Here is a 19,207-nt window from a genome sequence, read left to right as displayed (position 1 = left end):
AATTATTCTTGCGTTATAATTATTCATTATAGCGATTATTCTTCGTTTTGGCTAGCATTGGATAACTGAATCTACTCTGATTACCATTTTCAACTATCGTATGCAGTGGGAAAAACACTACTATATTTCTCATCAGCCTTATGCTTAATCATATTCCTTTATTCATCAAAATACAATAAGACTTTGGAATGAGATATTCCATTCAATTATATTAGATAACAAAATAGGAGCCGATTCATCGACTCCTTACTTTGATTTCAAAATGCTATGCTTAATCAGCTAATTCTTCTAACACTTCTTTAATTGGCACGTATGCCTTAGTGTCATCATCATACAAGTTAAATTCTGTTTCAATGGTGTGTTCCTTATCGACTTGAACATGGACACCACGAATACGACCATTTTCAACATGACTGGTTGTCATCACATAGTCATTAGCACGCACCGTTACACGTTCATTATCATCAGGCACGTATCCAATTTCATAAATAATCGCACCCGCGATAGTATCAACTTCTTCATCACTTAATGATTCATCAAAATAATTGTTGAATTTCTCAACTGACAAACCACCATTGATATAGTAATTTTCCTCATCAATTTTACGAATATCACCTGAACTAGCCACGTCTGTTTCGTCTTCGATATCACCGACGATTTCTTCTAATAAGTCTTCTAAAGTAACAATCCCTTCAACCCCACCGTATTCATCACGTAAAATCGCTAAATGAGTTTGTTCACGTTTAAATTCAACTAATAAATCATCAATATAAATCGTTGACGGCACAAACAAAGGTTCTGATGCAATTTCTCTAAAATCAATATTATCAAACCCATGCTCACGTGCAGCTTTAATTACATTTTTCATGTGGATAACACCAATAACATTATCTTTTTCCGCTTCATATAATGGAATACGTGAAAACGGACTATTTAATAATTCTTCTAAAATGTCTTGATAATCATCTTCAATATCAACCATTTCCGTATCCGTTCTCGGCACCATTACTTCACGTGCTAATTTAGAATCAAGTGATAAGACACCTTCCAGCATCGTTAACTCAGCTGCATCAATTGTTCCCTCTAAACTACTTTCAGCCAAGATAGCTTTCATCTCTTCACGTGTAAATTTCTCATCACGTGCTGAAAAATCAATTGGGGTAATTTTACGCAATAAGCCAGTTGAGGCAGATAATAAGGATACGAACGGTTTAAATACCACTTGTATCGTCTGTATAGTCCCTGCTGTTGCTAGAGTAATCTTCTCAGGCATTTGAAGTGCCACTTGTTTTGGATATAACTCGCCAAATACGAGTGTAATATAAGACAGAATCATCGTCACAATAAAAATCGCTACCGTTTCTACACCTGGAAATGCAGGCAACCAATTTTTAAAGTAGCTCGCAAAACTTGTCGCTGCTTGAGCTGATGATAAGAATCCTGCCAAGGTAATCGCAACTTGAATGGTCGCTAAAAAGTCCTCCGAATTATCCAATAGACGTAATACTTTGACTGCTTTTTTATTACCTTCTTCAGCTAAAGTCGCAATACGTTTACGATTCACCGATACAAAGGCCATTTCACTCGCAGCAAAAAAAGCATTTACAGCAGTTAACACAATAATAATCAAAATTTGATTAAATAACGAATTCCCCGAGGGGTCCATGGTTTTTACACTCCTTTTTATTCCATAACATTAACCGAATAGGCTCGTGCAATCAACACTCGCCACATCAATTAATATAAATCTTTTCAATATAGAAAATATCATAGTATATTTTTTATTAAAATGCAACATTTCTAAATCTAAGGTATTGACAACTTCTCCTACCTAATTAGTACGCACGTGCTAACCAAACTGTATGTTTCGCTGGTTTTCCAGTTACAATACACGTTGTCTTTTCTTCAACTTGCCCAGCAAATGGCATATTACGAGTTGTAAAGCCTGTTTCTTCTTTAATTTTCGCTTCACTTTCTTCTGTTCCGTCCCAACCTGCTAAAATCCAACCTGGAACTTCACCAGCCTCACGTTTTGCTTCAATATGGGCTTTCAATTCTTCTAATGTATTTATATTTGTATAAATATTTGCTTGATTCATTTGACGTGCTTTTTCTAATAAGCGTCCTTGCATCGTTTGTAACTCTGCTTGAATCGTTGCTGTGAAATCATCAAGTGATACAGCTACTTTTTCATCAGTATCACGTGCTTTTAACATCACTTGATTATTTTCTAAATCACGTGGCCCAACTTCGATTCGTACTGGTACTCCACGCAACTCCCACTCATTAAATTTGAAACCTGGACGGTTATCTGTATCGTCAATTTGAGTACGAATACCAACTTTAGTCAATTCAACATTTAGTTCAGTAATTTTCTCCATGATTGCTGGTTGTTTTTGCCAAGGTCCAACTGGAATAAAGACAACTTGTGTCGGTGCAACCGCTGGTGGCAAGACTAAACCTTGATCATCACTATGTGTCATAATCATCGACCCAATTAAACGAGTAGAAGTTCCCCAAGATGTTGTAAAGGCATGTACATGCTCATTGTCTGTATTTAAGAACTTAATATTAAAAGCCTCAGCAAAGCGTGTACCCATATAATGAGATGTTCCAGCTTGAACTGCTTTACCGTCTTGCATCATCGCTTCAATTGAAAATGTTTGTTCAGCCCCTGCAAAGCGTTCTGACAGTGTTTTTTCACCCATAAATACTGGAATTGCTAAAGTTCCTTCCACAACTTCACGATAAATTGTTAACATACGCATTGTACGTTTCACTGCTTCTTCAGCTGTGGCATGAGCTGTATGTCCTTCTTGCCATAAAAATTCTGATGTGCGTAAAAATGGCATTGTACGTTTTTCCCAACGGAAAACATTTGCCCATTGATTAATTTCCATTGGTAAGTCACGATATGACTGAATCCAATTACTGAACGCATCACCGATAATCGTTTCAGATGTAGGACGCAATGCTAAACGTTCTTCTAATTGTTCCCCTGCTGCTTCCGTTACCCATGGTAATTCAGGACTAAACCCTTCCACATGGTCTTTTTCTTTTTGGAAAAATGATTCTGGAATTAACATTGGGAAATACGCATTACGCACACCTTCTTCTTTGAAACGTGCATCCATTGCTTTTTGAATATGTTCCCATATTTCATATCCGTCAGGTTTAAAAATCATACACCCACGTACTGGTGAATAATCCATTAAGTTTGCTTGTTGAATTGTTTGTAAATACCATTTTGAAAAATCTTCACGACGTGTTACCATTTGTTTTCTCTCCTATTCTGGCTCGTTTAGGTTGGCTTGGCATCCACTTCACAAAATTCCTCTGTGCGTTTACACGCACGTCGGTATTTTGCTCCAGTGATTCAAGCCAGAACACCCTAGCTCGCACTATGTATTATTCCGGCTCCAATGAGCTGAAATGACGTCCACTTCAAAAGTCTTCTCTGTGCATTTCTCGCACGCCGACGACTTTCTCCAGTGGTTCATTTCAGAACGCTCATTATCGCACTATGTATTAAAAATAGCTGTTTTTCATCCTTAGAAATTAAGGACGAAGAACAGCTACTCCGCGGTACCACCTTATTTGCTTATCCCTATGGATAAACCAACTTATGACTGATAAGGGAGTCCACCCAACTGATTACATTATAGTAGGTTCACCAATCCGTCCACCCGTTGTTTCCAGCCTAAGACAACGTTCTCTATCGATGCACTTGAAAAGTTACTAATCTATACCTGTCACTATTATAACGACTCCGTTTTTAAAACACAAGCGTGATTTTATGATTAACTTCTTTGTTAACTGAAATCCACTTCGTAAAATATCTTAAGCTCATACATTATATTATCTTTGTACTATCGCATCTTGAGCATCATTTAGCTTATACTTAGTTAACAAGCCCACTTTATTGATTGGCCACATCACTACGTCAGCTTCTCCGATAACATAATCCATTGGAATCAATCCAAAACTGCGTCCGTCCAATGAATTTTGTCGATTATCTCCCATTACAAAGACATATCCCTCTGGGATAGTTGCTTGACCTGTAATAGATTCCAAATTAAAATCACTCGTAAAGTTCCCTGGATATTCTGCTTGCTTTGCAGCTAAATAAGGCTCGTCCATTGCTTTGCCATTTAGCACTAATTGATTATTCTTAACTTCAACGTTATCTCCAGGTAATCCGATAACACGCTTAACGTATAATTTATGTTCTGGGTCTGACGGTGCTTTTAAAATTACCACATCAAAACGTTCAATATCAGCTAATTTCCACATAAATAACCGTTCACCATGTTGTAGAGTATAGTCCATGGAATGACCGTCAACTTTAAATGGCTGTACAATCGTTTTTTGAACTCCCCATACGATAGCAAATACTACGATAAAGGTAATAATGGTACTAATGATTTCACGAATGATTGCTTTTGCGTTCATGTTGAATCCTCTTTTTCTATTAATTTATCGGACAATTCAAATTGAACTCAACATCTCGGTGAAGTAAATACAGTCATCTCATCAATAAAACTGTCACTGACATTCAGCCCAATCCATTTGTCATTCATTTTCATAACTTTTATTCTACCGTTTCACTTTTTAAATTGCAATGATTAGTGAGCCTTGTAGATAAATATTAATACAATTATCTATATATAAAAAGCTTAGCCACTATATATCCATACATTCTTTTCCTCTACTCACTCATCAATACACTCACATCAAGCGTAGTTTTATCCGGTAATGCTTCTACAACTAATTGTCTTTCTTCATCAGATAATTGCCACGCAAGTGGTGTCATCGCCACTAACATTTGCTTTGCTTTCTTATCCAGCGGAACATGGTCACGCACACGCACACTTTGACATTTTGGATAGGCTTTTTGAAATACTTCAATCACTTGTGTATTGTCATACATTTCCATAGGACTTTCATGATACGGTTGTAAAGCCTGACGAATTTCAATTAAATAATCCGAATTAGGAACAACTTTTAATACCATGCCCCTAGGAGATAATAGACGATTAAATTCTTGATAATTAGCTGGCGACAAAATAGATAACATCAAATCAACTTGGCTATCACCTATCGGCATATGTGCCAAATCGCCAACTAAAGATAATTGTTTCCCATTATAAGCAGTCGCTAACTGTATGCCGTCTTTTGATAAATCAATACCGATAGCTGTCAATACATATTCCGCCTTATCTTCTATATAGGACAAATGACTACCCTCACCACTTCCAGCATCTAACACTAGTGTCGGTTGATGTTGGTTAACGTAATCAACTAGAAAAGTATGCAACGCACGATAAAATGGTGTTTGCATAATCACATAGCGTCTTGCATCAAAGAGTGCTTGGTCATATTTTGTAGCGATTAATTGTTTGGTCGTTAAATAATAGTACCCTTGCTTTGCTCCGTCAAAGCGATGTCCATTTTGACAAACCAGTGCATACTGCTCTAGTTGAAGTGGTGCTCCACAATGAATGCAACGCAACCATTTTTCTGCATGATGATTCTCCAACCATTGTTGTGTTAATTCTTTCTTCGATTGTTTCATGTTGCTCTCCATTCATTGCATCTTTATCTTTACTCCTATGTTCATAATAAAAAATAACCCCAAAAATAGCAATGTATTTTTGAGATTATAGATTGTTTAAAGCTGAGTCTAAATTTCAAACTTCTACCCAGCCTTTGTTCTATTCTAATCCACGCACACGACGGATAACATCAGCAATTGTATGTACATAACGATGTACTTTTTCGTCTGTTGACGCTTCTGCCATAACACGCAATAATGGTTCTGTTCCACTTGGACGTACTAAAATGCGTCCGTCACCATTCATTTCTGCCTCTACTTCTTCAATAACAGCTTTTACTTCTGGCTCGTCCATAACAGTATGCTTATCACGCACACGAATGTTCACCAATAATTGTGGGAAAATTTCCACTTCAGCAGCTAATTCAGATAATGATTTACCTGTTTCTTTCATAACAGCCAATAATTGAATCGCTGAAAGCAAGCCGTCACCAGTCGTGTTCAAATTTAAGAAGACAATGTGTCCAGATTGTTCGCCACCTAATGTGTAATTGCCACGACGCATTTCTTCTACGACATAACGGTCACCAACTGCCGTTTTCAATGCGACCATTCCATTTTCTTCAACAGCTTTGTGGAAACCAATATTACTCATAACAGTTGATACAATCGTATCTTCTGCTAAACGACCTTTCGATTTTAAATGTTTCCCACAAATGAACATAATTTTATCGCCGTCAACGATTTCACCATTTTCATCTACTGCGATTAAACGGTCACCGTCACCGTCAAATGCTAGACCTACCATAGCACCTTTTTCTTTTACAAATTCTTGTAGTGCTTCTGGGTGCGTTGACCCAACATGGTCATTGATATTCACACCGTCTGGACGGTCGCCCATTGTGTAAAAATCAGTTTCTAAGTCTGCAAACAATTGATTGATTAATGGACTTGTTGCACCATGTGCAGCATCTAAGCAGACAGAGATTCCTGATAAGTCACCTGAAATAGTTGTTTGAAGATACTGAATGTATTTAATCGCACCCTCATTAAATTCTTCAACTGTACCTAATCCATGACTACTTGGACGTGGCAACTTATCTTCTGGTGCATCTAATAAGGCTTCGATTTCTAATTCTTGGTCATCAGATAATTTGAATCCGTCAGCTCCAAAAAATTTAATTCCATTGTCTTGAGCTGGGTTATGAGATGCACTAATCATTACTCCGGCAACTGCACCTTGCGTGCGTGTTAAATAAGCAACAGCTGGTGTTGAAATCACACCTAATTGCATTACTTCGATACCCACAGATAATAATCCTGCAATCAAAGCACTCTCAAGCATTTGTCCTGAAATACGAGTGTCACGACCTACCAACACACGTGGATGCTCAATTTCTGGTGCGTGTTGACGTAACACATGTCCTCCACAACGACCTAATTTAAATGCTAATTCTGGTGTCAATTCGGTATTAGCTACCCCACGTACACCGTCTGTTTCAAAATATTTACCCATTTTATCTCCTTTATCCTCATACACATTAATTTTGAGTTGTTTCTTCATTCGTTTCAGTTGTTATTTCTTCTGTCGATACTGTTGATATAGTCGTTTCCTCAGTATTATTACTTGACTCAATCGGTGTTACCGTTACATTGACTTCAATCGTTGTTGGATTTGTCACACCATTCGTTTGGTCAACATATCCTATCACTTTTCCTGACTGTATCAATTCACTAACATCTACATACACATCTAATGCAGCGATGTTACTGTCTTGCAGAATAGCCACCGATTGCTCAGTAAAATCATATTGATAAACCAAATCAGAGCGTTGCCCTGTTGAAACAATGCGTAATGGCACCATTTGTGTTTTTGGTTTTACTTCCACTGTCGCTTCGATTTCTGGTTGTGAAATATTCACATCTAATAACTTCCCTGTTTCATCAAGCACTTGCAGTCGATAACGTTTAGTAAAATTCGATGTTTGCGGTGTATGTGAATTGATAATCATCACCACTCGTGCCACTTTGGCAATTTCATCTTGGTCACCAGTCAATGTGACTTCTTGTGCTGATAATTTCACATTAGTCACTTCATAACCCTCAGCAATCGCATTATCAGCAACCTCATACTCAATTTCACGACTCACCGTTTCTTTAACCGAAATCGTTCCATAAAACAAATCAGGTGTTACCTTATATTCCACACTTTTTGGTAAACCATTCACAACAAAACGGATTGCTTTGACACCTGTTTTCATGCCAACAATTGATTCGGTTGTCACCGTCAGATTTTCAGCTGATATTTGATTGATAATATTTTTAGGTCCTGTTAAGCGTACCGATACCGTTTCCGGCATACCACTCACAAATGTCCCTTCTTCATGTTTACCTAGTGCAACTGGCACATTGGATATTGTAACACTTGTTTCAACACTTGCCGAATTATTCGCCTTTTGTAGTGCTCGAGAATGTCCATTTTCATTAGCAACTGATGCAAATAATAACAACGCAAAAAACAGTGATACAGCTCGCATTATCCAAATATTATCAAAAGGACTTTTTTTCATCACGATTCCCCCTTTTGCATTGTGCTAGAAAAGAAATCTTTTACTAATTGCTTAATTGATTTTTCTTGCTCCTGCGTTTCAGAAGTTAAATACTGATGCAATAACTCGTCTAACTCAGCAGCTGATAAATCACGATGTAAATGTCCACGTTTAACGAGTGAAATCGCACCTGTTTCTTCCGATACAATGACCGTCAAAGCATCGGTGACTTCACTTAATCCAATCGCAGCTCGATGACGTGTCCCTAATTCTTTAGGAATTAAGGTGCTTTCTGATAATGGCAAATAACTAGATGCCGACGCAATGCGATAATCCGAAATAATCACCGCTCCGTCATGCAAAGGCGTATTCGGAATGAATATATTAATCAATAATTGATTACTAACATATGAATCCATTGGAATACCTGTTTTAACGAACTCTTCCAAACTATCTTCGGATTCAATAGAAATTAATGCTCCAATTTTACGTCTTGACATATATTGAACTGATTTTTCAATATCAGATATTAACTTATCGCTCGGATTTTGATTGTTTTTACGATTACGAAACAAATTCCGTCCTAAATTTTCTAAGGCTTTACGAATTTCCGGTTGGAATAAGACAATCGCTGCTACGACACCCCATGAAATTACCTGATTTAACAACCAGTCTATTGTCTGTAAACCAAGCATCGAACTCAATGCTCGTGCAATGAAAATCAATGCCACTCCTTTTAATAGGTTCATGACACGTGTGCCACGTGCCCATAATAATATTTGATAAATAATAAACCATACAATGAGTATATCTAAAACTTTTGCTAATGTTTGATCTCCCATATATTGGACTATCCAATCGATCAATGTTCCGCCTCCTATTCTGGTTCGTTCGGGTTGGCTTGACGTCCACTTCGCAAAACGCTTGGAATGTTTTCGCTCTCCGATACTTTAGCTACAAATCTATTTATCTCTTTGATTCGGATTTCGCCTCAAAGTAAAATAATCCGGCACTTCATCACGACCTCCAGTTACAAATGGGTGGCAGCGACAAATTCTCGCCACTCCCATGACACCACCTTTTAATGCCCCATGTTTTTCTACTGCCTCTAACATATAATTTGAGCAAGACGGATAATACCGACATGACGGTGGTAATGCCGGTGAAATATATTTCTGATACAAATGCACAGAACCTTGAATGACTTTTTTCAAATGAATGCCCTCTTTCTCACCTAATTACGAAATAAAACTTGCGATATATTGAATAATCGCTGCCCACGCATAAGTAAAGACGAAGAGCGATACCGGACGATATAGCACCACCAACCTGAAAAACTTTTTAAAGGTTAGATTAGACATACCTGAAAACATACAGAATAAATCATCTGGGAAAACTGGCAAGATGAAGCCGATTGCCAATAATTTTTCAAATGCACGACTATCATTCATTTTTTGCACATATTTATCAAATTGTTCATCTGAAATAAATGCCTTGATGACATGCTCCCCATATCGTCGACCTAAATAAAAATTAATACTTGAACCGATTAGCATTCCAATACAGTTAAATACAAATCCCCAACCAGTACCGAACACTAAATTTCCAATCACATTCGTCAAACCAAATGGAATAATAGGATAGATAATTTGAGAAATTTGTAAACAAATAAAGATTATAGGTGCCCATGGTCCTAGTTTAATTAATAAGGTATAAAACCCACCAGCTGGCTTAAAATAACTCGATTTAGCAATAAAATACGAACCTACCAGAGCTAAGATAATACCTAAAATTGTCGTGATACGAATAATTAATCGCTTTTTTTGTAATGACATACCTACTATAAACACTCCTTTAATTAAGGTTTATTTTTGGACAAATTGATTAAAATACTGATGTACTTTTCTTGCTATCATTCGTTTTTGCATTGAGCGATTCGTTAAGGAATCCCCCTTACCCATGTATTATGTTCTTAGTTTCTTTTTTCTAATCATTCTACTATAATAATAGTAACAGTTTACATTAAGGAGAATGCTTATGATTCATTATACACGTATTTCCTCACTCATTGAAGAGTTAAATCGACAAAAATTGTCAGATTTAATTATCAGTAATCCGACAACCATTTTTTATTTAACTGGATATGAAAATTTACACCCAGGAGAACGTTTCTATGTTTTGCACGTAACAGCTCAAGGCGACTTTTATTTATACTTGAATCGCTTATTCCCAGAACCTGTTTCTCTGCCGGAAAATACAAAAGTTATTTATCATTATGACGGAGAACCAGCATTGATACCTTTAGCAGAATCAATCGCAGCTAACGCACATATTGGTATCGATAAAGATTGGCCAAGTCGTTTCCTATTAGAACTCATCGCACTGAAACCACAAGCTACCTTTACAAATGGTAGTCCCGTCAGTGACGGATTGCGTGGTGTTAAATCAGCTGAAGAAATTGAAACGATGCTTGAAGCATCACATCGTAATGACCAAGTAATGACAGCCATTATCGAAAAAGTGCCAATGGGATTATCAGAAGCTACAATGGTCGGCGAACTCGCAACATTATATCGGCAACATGAGTGTGACGGTTTTTCATTTGACCCAATTATTGCCTATGGAGCAAATGGGGCTGACCCACATCACATCACCAATGAAGATACTCCTAAACTCGGTGACAGTGTGATTATTGATATTGGAAGTTTTTATGGTGGTTATGCTAGCGACATGACTCGTACGGTATTTTACGGAGAACCGTCTGACGAAGCTAAAAAAGTATATCAAACTGTATTAGCAGCTAACCTAGCAGCAATTGCCCAAGTCAAACCTGGTGTCACTTTTGCGTCTATTGATAAAGCAGCACGTGATGTCATTGAAGCAGCTGGATACGGCCCATACTTTACACATCGCACTGGTCATAGTATCGGTATCGAAGTCCATGAGCCAAGTGATGTTGGCCCATTTAACCAAGATACAGTCAAAGTCGGTAATGTCTTTTCAATTGAACCGGGCATTTATTTACCAGGGAAACTAGGTGTGCGTATTGAAGACTTAGTCGTAGTGACGGAAGACGGTTGTCGTGTTCTCAATGAAGCACCAAAAGATTTACATATTATTTCTCCTAAATAATCATAGTGAAAAAATAAGGGACTGAGCACAAATTCTATAGTACCCAGTCCCACTTATTTTTCACTTGTTTTGCGTCACCTTTTAAAGATATATGGTTGACAAAAACCTAATTCCCTTATATTGTTAGCACTATAATCATTCAGCAAAAGGAGCCAAAGATGTCATCTACCACACAAAACGTATTATCGTATCTACTCAATGCCTTTCCTAATGCGATTTCTGGACAATATATCGCTGACCAATTACATGTTTCACGCAATACAGTTTGGAAAGCAATGAAAGAGTTAAAAAATCAAGGGTATCCTATCGAACAATTTCATAAACGTGGTTATGCTTTAACGCATTTACCAAACACATTAAACCAAGCTCAACTGACCTATTCACTACAAGCGATTTGGCCGGAATTAAACATTCAACTGTATGACCAAGTCACTTCTACCAATGATTTAGCAAAAATACATTTAGGTCAGCACCCCAATCAACCAGCACTGATTGTCGCAACCGAACAAACAAAAGGGCGTGGTCGTCATGGACGTCAATTCCATTCATCAATTGAACATGGTTTGTATATATCTCTCGTCATTAAGCCCAATACGAAAGTGATACAAGACATTCCACTGTACACTCTATTGAGTGCTAGTGCTATGGGACAATCCCTATCGCCATTTCTCAATCAGCCGATACAAATTAAGTGGGTCAATGACTTATTTTTTAATTATCGTAAAGTCGGTGGCATTTTATGTGAGTCGATTATGGATATGGAATCTGGACAAGTAAATGGAATTATTATCGGAATTGGATTAAATTTAGCCGGTGATTTTAGTCAAGCAGATGCAGCCACACAACAAGTAGCCGGTACACTATTTGGCAACTCATTGCCAGAAAATTTTAATTATATTCAATTACTCGAACGCTTTTTACAATTATTTTTACAGTATCATCAACAAGTCGATACTCGTGATTATTTAACCTTTTATCAACAACATTTACTTGGTATCAATCAACGCATTCATTATCAGCAACAACAAAGCAGTCACTATGGCACGATTAAAGGCATCAATGAATACGGTCATCTCATTGTCGAAACTGATAATGGTGATATTCAAACTTTACTAGGTCAAGAAATACATTTTGATAGTAAACAATTTACAAACAGAACATAGGCAATCCAAACGAACAAAAAAGGAGTCTTAATATGAAAACAAAAGAAATCACATTAACTGCCCTATTACTAGCCCTACTCATTGTTGGTTCTCAACTCTCTATCCCAATGTGGCCAGTTCCAATTACACTGCAAACCTTAGTGGTACTACTCATTGGAATGCTAGCTACTCCAAAACAAGCAGCGATTATTACGATTAGTTATGTATTACTAGGTATTGTTGGCTTACCAGTCTTTGCTGGCTTTAAATCCGGCCCATTGTTACCAACACTAGGCTTTTCAATCAGTTTTATTCCAGCAACTTTACTGATGAGTATCGGACTTAAATCAATCTCACGTCAAAATCACAAAGCCTTATTTTTATACAGTCTATTAGCGAGCATCGTCATCTATGCGATTGGAGTGCCATACTTAGCTTATGTACTCAATCATGTAATGAATTTAGGAAAATCTGCTAGTGACATTCTAGCAATTGGGCTTACTCCCTTTTTATTAGGCGACTTCCTTAAAATTATTATTGCTATTTTGATTACGCAACGTGTCTATCCTTATTTACAACGAAAAATATAAATGACAACACCCTTTGGAATGGAGGGTGTTTTTTTACGCATTGAAGCACTTTTGTGTTACACTACTTTTAGTAAATAGGGACAGGAAAAACTGAAGATATGCCCCTTGCAAACAGAGCTTATTACTAAAGCGAACATTATAACTGCTCATGCAAACCATAAAAGGAGTTATCATTATGCACGCAATTAAATGTCCACATTGTGGCGAAACATTTCAAATTGATAAAACACATTATGCAGCGATTGTCAGTCAAGTAAGGACGCAAGAATTTGATTTAGAAATCCACCAACGCCTAACTCAGATTGAACAAACACATCAACAAACTATCGCACTAAAAGAAGAACAATTAAATACACAATTTCAACAAAAACTTGCCCAACAACAACAAGAATTTAATGAGCTAACACATACATTGGAATTAGAAAAGCAAAAAAATAGCCAAGCAATCACTGAAATAAAGCAACAATTAGAACAGGAATATGCCAAACAACTCCATGCAAAAGACCAACAATTGCAACAACTAGAACATCAAGTGCAACAAATCAGTCAACAAAATCAATTAACCTTATTCGAAATGCAGTCGCAAAAAGATAAGCAAATTGACGCATTGACGGCTCAACTACAATTACACGAGAAAGAAGTTGCTTTAGAACAAAATAACTTAAAAGAAAAATATGAATTGCAACTCAAACAAAAGGACGAAACCATTGCCTTTTATAAAGATTTCAAAGCAAAACAATCAACCAAAATGATTGGTGAAAGTTTAGAACAACATTGTGAAATCGAATTTAATCGTTTACGAGCTACTGCCTTTCCAAAAGCTATATTCGGTAAAGATAATGATGCGAAATCCGGTAGTAAAGGTGACTACATTTATCGTGAATTTGATGAGCAAGGGACTGAAATCATCTCCATCATGTTTGAAATGAAAAACGAGGGCGATGAAACGGCAACGAAGAAGAAAAACGAACACTTCTTTAAAGAACTCGATAAAGACCGTCGTGAAAAGAAATGCGAATACGCAATCTTAGTCAGCCTACTCGAATCCGATAGCGAATTATATAATGGTGGTATCGTCGATGTATCGTATGAATATGAAAAAATGTACGTTATCCGCCCACAATTTTTTATTCCGATGATTACCTTATTACGCAATGCTGCCCTTAATTCATTGCAATACAAACAAGAAATTGCTTTAATGCGTGAACAAAATATTGACATCGCTAATTTTGAAGATGACTTAAATGTGTTTAAACAAGCATTTGCCAAAAATTATGAATTAGCCAGCCGTAAGTTTAAAACTGCTATTGATGAAATCGACAAAACCATTTCTCATCTAGAGAAAACAAAACAAGCCCTGTTATCTTCTGAAAATAATTTGCGTTTAGCCAATAATAAAGCCGAAGATTTAACGGTTAAAAAATTAACTCGTAATAACCCTACCATGAAAGCCAAATTTGATGCGTTGGAAAAATGATTTTGTTTAATTTTTAGGTACTAATTCCATTGGCAAAGTTCACTCAGCGAAAACACATTACGATGAAACCAATCAAAAATTAATCATCAAATTCAACATGGCGAATAAACTGGAAAAAGCCTTACCTTTCACTAATATTGACAGTCAAACCGAGAAATCTATGGCGATACTTTATAAATAGACGAACTTTATCAACAGCCTGTTTTCAAATTAAATCGAAAACAGGCTATTTAAGTTATCACCTACCCATTATAAATACAATACATCATCAAATTTATCTTTATTTTCTTCATACAAATGATGTGTCACCATAATGACCGTCGCATCTTTATCATTCAACAATATATTTTCAATCATAATCGCTGATTCTTTATCTAAATTTGCTGTACTTTCATCTAACAAATAAACTTTATGCTGATTAAGCAGCATTCTTGCAAATGCAATACGTTGTTTCTGCCCATCTGACAAATTCTTGCCGTTTTCTTCAATCATCATATCCAATGTTGCGAATGAATCGAGTTGCAATTTAGACGCTATCGTATTGATAACACCTAAATCAAGATGACGCCACAATGAAATATTATGATTTAATGTGGCATTAAAAATATGTGGTTGTTGTGCTATATAGCCGATGATATTACGCAAATTTTTTGCATCTGCAATACGTCTATTATCTACTAAAATACTTCCGTCAAAATCATGGATTCGCCCTGAAATAATATTTAACAACGTTGATTTTCCTGAACCGCTATCCCCTAATACCACATACTTTTTACCTTTTTCAAACGTAAAGTTTATATCCTTAAGAATTGTTTTCCCCGCAATCGCATAATGAATATTCTTAAGTTCAATGGCTGTTGTAAAGGAAATTTCTCGATTATTCTCCGCTTGCTTAGGCTCAAATTCTTGATATTTATCAAAGTAGACTTCTACTGTTTTAAACATCATGAGATTTTGACTACCTTGCGACACACTATTAAATATTGCCGATGCTAAACTACCCGTAGAACTTAACGCACCGAGTGTTACAACATTAAAAAAAGCTAGTATACCAGTTACTGTTACAATACCAACTTGACTAAAGATATTAACAAACCCAATAAATCCCTCAGCATACTTTGTTGTTTTAACATATTGGACTTTCTCATTCATCAAGCTATAAGATGCCTTTTGAATATTACGTTTCATATGAGTAAAAATATTAAAACTATAAAAAATATCATAACCAGAAATCATATCTTGAATCTTTGATAAAAAGGTTTCATTCGCAGCAGCTAAGTGTTCTGTCGAACGATTCATTTTTTGCTCAAACAATGACGGAAACTTCATCATAAGTCCCATTAATAAAAATGTCGCGAGCACCAATGAATAATGATAGGAAACAAGTGCCACAATTGATAATCCCACTGAAAATACATTCCCCCATAAAGCATAATATTGTCTGATTCCATTCATCTCTATCTGTTGAATATCATTATTTAGCCAAGATATATATGTACCGTCATTATTCATTTTAACATTTTGAAACGATGTGATTGCCAGCTTATTGACAATATGCTCCCTAATATCACTACTAATTAACTGAATGACTTTTTCCTCATAGGCAGACGCAAAATAATTAATGATAAAAAGTAGCCCCCACATCATTAAGCTGATTAAATTCCAACCGACAAAGCGTTTCACATCACCTTGTATCAAGGAATCCGTAGAAATAGTGTGAATAACTGCTGAAATAGTTTGTATTAATGTCATCACAAAGGTTAGAAATAAAACACAGATATTCTGTTTTCGGTAACGTTTTATGAATACTCGCATCATTTAATTTCCTCCTTTCCAATCCATACACTTATTTGCGGAAATCTCTTTTTCAGCTTGATGAATTGATTCACCTGTTCTTGATTGCTTAACTGTTCAAATTGTTCCAATTTTCTAATTAGTGCTTTTATTAATTTATACATTGTAAATCCTCCTCATATTCATTCTCCATTCGTTCATACATATCACGCAGTGGATATTGCTAATATACCGTTAAAATAATACAATGAGAAAAATGATTACTATATGAAACGGAGTGACTTTGGTGGATAACTTAGGATTGTATTTTCGCATCATTAGAGAAAGTAAAAATATTAGTCTTTCTTCTTTAGCAGATGACCAAATATCAAAGGGAATGCTATCTAAATTTGAACGTGGTGATTCAGATATTAGCATTACTCGTTTTTTTCACTTGCTCGAAAAAATTAAAGTATCACCCAATGAATTTTTCTTTCTAAAAAATCAATATAAAGCCGACGGTTTTGAAGAAATATTGTCAACTATCCAAGCAAGTGCCTTATCAGGCAACACGAAAAAATTAGTTCTGTTATTAGATATGGAACGTAAAGCCTACTCAGCACATGGCGATAAATACAATCAGTTAAATATCATCATGATTAAAGCTGTCTTATACGGTATGGGAAACTCTGATTATAAATTAAATTCTCAAGAATTGGATTATATTTTAGATTATTTATTTAGATGTGAAAACTGGGGACTCTATGAACTTATCCTATATGGCAATAGTATGGAAGCTTTGCCTTTAGAATCTGTCATCTCATTTTCGAAATCCGTTCCACAAAAAATATTGTTGATGAAAGACTCAGGAAAAATGTTAGAAATTGGTTTCAATGTCATTTTAAATTCACTTAGTTTGTGTATCGAAAATAATTACAGAGAAAGTGCTCAATATTTTGTTACGAGTTTAGAGTCTTTGGAACTACCTGAAGTGATGTTGTTTGAAAATACTTTATTACGTCTGTACAAAGGTGCTTTTTTAAAGAAATTCAATATCAATATCGCTGTAGGAAATCAATTAATAGAAGATTCCTTATCAATCTTTCGCTTAGCAAACTGCCTTGATTTACACGACTTATTTTCAAAAAACATCGCAGAACTGCTTGTTTAATTTTCGAAACAAAATTAGACAACAGAACTTTAACCACCAAAAAAGTCCGGCTTAGACCGGACTTTTTGTGTACACATTATTATCTAACGCTTGAAGAAGAATCCGTTTTTGTTCTAAAAATTCGGGCTGAAAAACGACTTCTTCAAACTTATCTCGCTCACCTGTAACCGTCAACTCTGTCGTGATACGACCAGGCTGTCCATTTAATACATAAACTTTATCTGCAAGTAATAGTGCTTCTTCCACATCATGCGTAATCAGCAGTGTCGACCAGTTCATCACTTGGCGATAAGTGATAAACCACCGATGCATTTCACGCCGAGTGACTGCATCTAATGCACTAAAAGCTTCATCGAGCAACACCCAATCTCGTTTAAAAGTAGCTGTGCGTAAAAAAGCAATCCTTTGACGCATTCCACCACTGAGTGCACTCGGATAATAATCCGTCCATTTCTCTAAAGCAAATTGCTTTAGTAACTCAACAGACTGCTGGTATGCTACTTTTTTAGGAACATGTTGCAGTAACAAAGGCAACATAATATTTTCAACCACTGATTTATGGGGTAATAACATATCTTTTTGTAGCATGTAACTCACTTTACCTTTGATAGCTGTTTGCCCCTCAATTGAAATATGTCCAGTCTGAAGTGATAAATGCCCTGCAATCAAATTGAATAAGGTAGTTTTCCCTACCCCACTTCTACCTAAAATAGCGACTGTTTGACCTTTCTCAACACTTAAATTGATATCTGCTAACACATCATGATTGTCATATGCATAGCTAACAGCTTCTACCTTTAACATATGTCCCCCCCTATTAATGATTATTGAATAAATGAATTATCAAAATACGTGCCGTCCAATAAAGTTTTATCAACTAATTCATGGTCTACTAACCATTGATAAAAGCTATCCCAACGAGTTTTGTCAATCACACCCCATTTACTCACATCATCAGCATAATGAGCAGCAATCCATTTTTGAGAGGCTACAACAAAATCACGCTGGTCTTTTAATTCTGGAGCTGCTTGAATCAAAATATCTGCAGCTTCTTCTGGGTGTTCTGCTGCATATTGATACCCTTTTTTAATGGCTTGAAGAATGGCTTTCGCTTGCTCTGGTTGCTTACTTAAATAATCATTGTTCGCAATAATAACTGGAGAATAGAAGTCTAATTCTTTAGCATAATCTTTGAAAAAGAAGAAATTGGTTGGCACTTTTTGATGTTCTGCCATAATTCCGTCCCATGCATAATAAATCCATGCCGCATCAAATTGATTATTCGCCAAACCAACTACTGAATTATCAGCTTGATTCGGAACAAGTTCCATTTTACTATAATCGCCACCGTCTAATTCGATAATATATTTTAACATCGCTAATTCGGTTGGGTCATTCCATGTCCCATACTTAAAACCAGCCATATCTTTTGGAGACTTGATATTAGTAGATTCATTCGCAATCACACCAGAAGTATTATGTTCTAAAATCGCTGCAACTGCCGTCACAGGCAAGCCTTTCGCAAAACGGTGTGCTAGCGAATCTTGAAAACTAATCCCAAATTGTGCTTGACCCAATCCGACTAATTCAGTCGTACTTCCTTCTGGTGGTCGGCGAATTTCTAAATCAACCCCAATTGCGTCAAAATAGCCTTTCGCTTTCGCAACATATAGACCAGTATGATTCGTATTTGGAACCCAATCTAAAATTAAATCAACCTTTGAGGCTGCTGATACATTAACTGTCAGTAAACTTAATAAAATACTAAACAGCAGCATTCGTAATATTACTCGTTTTTTCATCTTGTTGGTTCTCCTTT

Annotated in this window: 18 protein-coding genes; 5 read left to right on the top strand and 13 right to left on the bottom strand. The window is 36.2% G+C overall.

Going from position 1 to position 19,207, the window contains the following annotated elements; genetic code table 11:
* Nucleotides 1-271: 271 nt before the first annotated feature.
* From JDW14_00800 to JDW14_00760, 9 genes are all read right to left on the bottom strand, one after another.
* The gene (locus JDW14_00800; GenBank protein QQD65700.1) at nucleotides 272-1,666 is read right to left on the bottom strand and encodes an HlyC/CorC family transporter; all 1,395 of its coding nucleotides are present in this window, start codon (nucleotides 1,664-1,666) and stop codon (nucleotides 272-274) included.
* A gap of 169 nt (nucleotides 1,667-1,835) precedes the next feature.
* Nucleotides 1,836-3,275, bottom strand: coding sequence for a proline--tRNA ligase (locus JDW14_00795; GenBank protein ID QQD65699.1), 1,440 nt, complete (start codon nucleotides 3,273-3,275; stop codon nucleotides 1,836-1,838).
* 583 nt (nucleotides 3,276-3,858) lie between these two features.
* Nucleotides 3,859-4,452, bottom strand: a complete 594-nt coding sequence (gene lepB, locus JDW14_00790; protein QQD65698.1) for a signal peptidase I — start codon at nucleotides 4,450-4,452, stop codon at nucleotides 3,859-3,861.
* 256 nt (nucleotides 4,453-4,708) lie between these two features.
* A complete protein-coding gene (locus JDW14_00785; GenBank protein QQD65697.1) occupies nucleotides 4,709-5,575 on the bottom strand; it encodes a methyltransferase domain-containing protein in 867 nt (288 codons plus the stop codon).
* 139 nt (nucleotides 5,576-5,714) lie between these two features.
* On the bottom strand, nucleotides 5,715-7,070 hold the full coding sequence (locus JDW14_00780) for a phosphoglucosamine mutase (GenBank protein ID QQD65696.1): 1,356 nt from the start codon (nucleotides 7,068-7,070) through the stop codon (nucleotides 5,715-5,717).
* A gap of 25 nt (nucleotides 7,071-7,095) precedes the next feature.
* Nucleotides 7,096-8,124, bottom strand: coding sequence for a hypothetical protein (locus tag JDW14_00775; protein ID QQD65695.1), 1,029 nt, complete (start codon nucleotides 8,122-8,124; stop codon nucleotides 7,096-7,098).
* Complete coding sequence (locus JDW14_00770; GenBank protein QQD66461.1) at nucleotides 8,124-8,945, bottom strand: TIGR00159 family protein; 822 nt, start codon at nucleotides 8,943-8,945, stop codon at nucleotides 8,124-8,126. The genes JDW14_00775 and JDW14_00770 overlap by 1 nt, the downstream gene beginning before the upstream one ends.
* A 120-nt stretch (nucleotides 8,946-9,065) precedes the next feature.
* Nucleotides 9,066-9,317, bottom strand: a complete 252-nt coding sequence (gene yidD, locus JDW14_00765) for a membrane protein insertion efficiency factor YidD (protein QQD65694.1) — start codon at nucleotides 9,315-9,317, stop codon at nucleotides 9,066-9,068.
* Nucleotides 9,318-9,341: 24 nt separating this feature from the next.
* Nucleotides 9,342-9,938, bottom strand: a complete 597-nt coding sequence (locus JDW14_00760) for a TVP38/TMEM64 family protein (protein ID QQD65693.1) — start codon at nucleotides 9,936-9,938, stop codon at nucleotides 9,342-9,344.
* Between the two features lie 205 nt (nucleotides 9,939-10,143).
* Here JDW14_00760 and JDW14_00755 point away from each other — a divergent pair, with 205 nt between their 5' ends.
* The 4 genes from JDW14_00755 to JDW14_00740 all read left to right on the top strand — a co-directional run bounded on the left by JDW14_00755 (nucleotide 10,144) and on the right by JDW14_00740 (nucleotide 14,444).
* Entirely contained in the window at nucleotides 10,144-11,235 is a 1,092-nt protein-coding gene (locus JDW14_00755; protein QQD66460.1) for an aminopeptidase P family protein, read from the top strand.
* Between the two features lie 158 nt (nucleotides 11,236-11,393).
* Nucleotides 11,394-12,398 (top strand): biotin--[acetyl-CoA-carboxylase] ligase, encoded by a 1,005-nt coding sequence (locus tag JDW14_00750; GenBank protein QQD65692.1) that lies wholly within the window; start codon nucleotides 11,394-11,396, stop codon nucleotides 12,396-12,398.
* 32 nt (nucleotides 12,399-12,430) lie between these two features.
* Complete coding sequence (locus JDW14_00745; GenBank protein QQD65691.1) at nucleotides 12,431-12,967, top strand: biotin transporter BioY; 537 nt, start codon at nucleotides 12,431-12,433, stop codon at nucleotides 12,965-12,967.
* A 175-nt stretch (nucleotides 12,968-13,142) separates the two neighbouring features.
* Nucleotides 13,143-14,444 (top strand): DUF2130 domain-containing protein, encoded by a 1,302-nt coding sequence (locus JDW14_00740; protein ID QQD65690.1) that lies wholly within the window; start codon nucleotides 13,143-13,145, stop codon nucleotides 14,442-14,444.
* 249 nt (nucleotides 14,445-14,693) lie between these two features.
* On the opposite strand, the gene JDW14_00735 is transcribed toward JDW14_00740, so the two are convergent.
* Together JDW14_00735 and JDW14_00730 are read right to left on the bottom strand one after the other, a co-directional pair.
* The gene (locus tag JDW14_00735) at nucleotides 14,694-16,262 is read right to left on the bottom strand and encodes an ABC transporter ATP-binding protein (GenBank protein QQD65689.1); all 1,569 of its coding nucleotides are present in this window, start codon (nucleotides 16,260-16,262) and stop codon (nucleotides 14,694-14,696) included.
* Nucleotides 16,259-16,402 (bottom strand): hypothetical protein, encoded by a 144-nt coding sequence (locus JDW14_00730; protein ID QQD65688.1) that lies wholly within the window; start codon nucleotides 16,400-16,402, stop codon nucleotides 16,259-16,261. The genes JDW14_00735 and JDW14_00730 overlap by 4 nt, the downstream gene beginning before the upstream one ends.
* Nucleotides 16,403-16,524: 122 nt before the next feature.
* Here JDW14_00730 and JDW14_00725 point away from each other — a divergent pair, with 122 nt between their 5' ends.
* Nucleotides 16,525-17,388 carry a hypothetical protein gene (locus JDW14_00725; protein QQD65687.1) on the top strand — a complete coding sequence of 288 codons (864 nt, stop codon included), beginning with the start codon at nucleotides 16,525-16,527 and terminating at the stop codon, nucleotides 17,386-17,388.
* Nucleotides 17,389-17,439: 51 nt separating this feature from the next.
* Here JDW14_00725 and JDW14_00720 read toward each other — a convergent pair whose 3' ends face one another.
* Together JDW14_00720 and JDW14_00715 are read right to left on the bottom strand one after the other, a co-directional pair.
* Nucleotides 17,440-18,192 carry an ABC transporter ATP-binding protein gene (locus tag JDW14_00720; protein ID QQD65686.1) on the bottom strand — a complete coding sequence of 251 codons (753 nt, stop codon included), beginning with the start codon at nucleotides 18,190-18,192 and terminating at the stop codon, nucleotides 17,440-17,442.
* A gap of 20 nt (nucleotides 18,193-18,212) precedes the next feature.
* On the bottom strand, nucleotides 18,213-19,190 hold the full coding sequence (locus JDW14_00715) for an ABC transporter substrate-binding protein (GenBank protein QQD65685.1): 978 nt from the start codon (nucleotides 19,188-19,190) through the stop codon (nucleotides 18,213-18,215).
* Nucleotides 19,191-19,207: the final 17 nt, after the last annotated feature.

Source organism: Aerococcaceae bacterium zg-252 (genome assembly GCA_016237705.1).
In the GTDB taxonomy this organism is placed as follows: Bacteria; Bacillota; Bacilli; order Lactobacillales; family Aerococcaceae; genus Globicatella; species Globicatella yangjingiae.
Note: the sequence above shows the minus strand (reverse complement) of the source record. Positions and strands in the feature narration are given on the sequence as shown.

Excerpts from the sequence above, each read along its gene's own strand:
- JDW14_00800 (QQD65700.1), bottom strand. The coding sequence starts at position 1,666 with ATGGACCCCTCGGGGAATTCGTTATTTAATCAAATTTTGATTATTATT.
- JDW14_00795 (QQD65699.1), bottom strand. The coding sequence starts at position 3,275 with ATGGTAACACGTCGTGAAGATTTTTCAAAATGGTATTTACAAACAATT.
- lepB (QQD65698.1), bottom strand. The coding sequence starts at position 4,452 with ATGAACGCAAAAGCAATCATTCGTGAAATCATTAGTACCATTATTACC.
- JDW14_00785 (QQD65697.1), bottom strand. The coding sequence starts at position 5,575 with ATGAAACAATCGAAGAAAGAATTAACACAACAATGGTTGGAGAATCAT.
- JDW14_00780 (QQD65696.1), bottom strand. The coding sequence starts at position 7,070 with ATGGGTAAATATTTTGAAACAGACGGTGTACGTGGGGTAGCTAATACC.
- JDW14_00775 (QQD65695.1), bottom strand. The coding sequence starts at position 8,124 with ATGAAAAAAAGTCCTTTTGATAATATTTGGATAATGCGAGCTGTATCA.
- JDW14_00770 (QQD66461.1), bottom strand. The coding sequence starts at position 8,945 with ATGGGAGATCAAACATTAGCAAAAGTTTTAGATATACTCATTGTATGG.
- JDW14_00760 (QQD65693.1), bottom strand. The coding sequence starts at position 9,938 with ATGTCATTACAAAAAAAGCGATTAATTATTCGTATCACGACAATTTTA.
- JDW14_00750 (QQD65692.1), top strand. The coding sequence starts at position 11,394 with ATGTCATCTACCACACAAAACGTATTATCGTATCTACTCAATGCCTTT.
- JDW14_00745 (QQD65691.1), top strand. The coding sequence starts at position 12,431 with ATGAAAACAAAAGAAATCACATTAACTGCCCTATTACTAGCCCTACTC.
- JDW14_00740 (QQD65690.1), top strand. The coding sequence starts at position 13,143 with ATGCACGCAATTAAATGTCCACATTGTGGCGAAACATTTCAAATTGAT.
- JDW14_00735 (QQD65689.1), bottom strand. The coding sequence starts at position 16,262 with ATGATGCGAGTATTCATAAAACGTTACCGAAAACAGAATATCTGTGTT.
- JDW14_00730 (QQD65688.1), bottom strand. The coding sequence starts at position 16,402 with ATGTATAAATTAATAAAAGCACTAATTAGAAAATTGGAACAATTTGAA.
- JDW14_00720 (QQD65686.1), bottom strand. The coding sequence starts at position 18,192 with ATGTTAAAGGTAGAAGCTGTTAGCTATGCATATGACAATCATGATGTG.
- JDW14_00715 (QQD65685.1), bottom strand. The coding sequence starts at position 19,190 with ATGAAAAAACGAGTAATATTACGAATGCTGCTGTTTAGTATTTTATTA.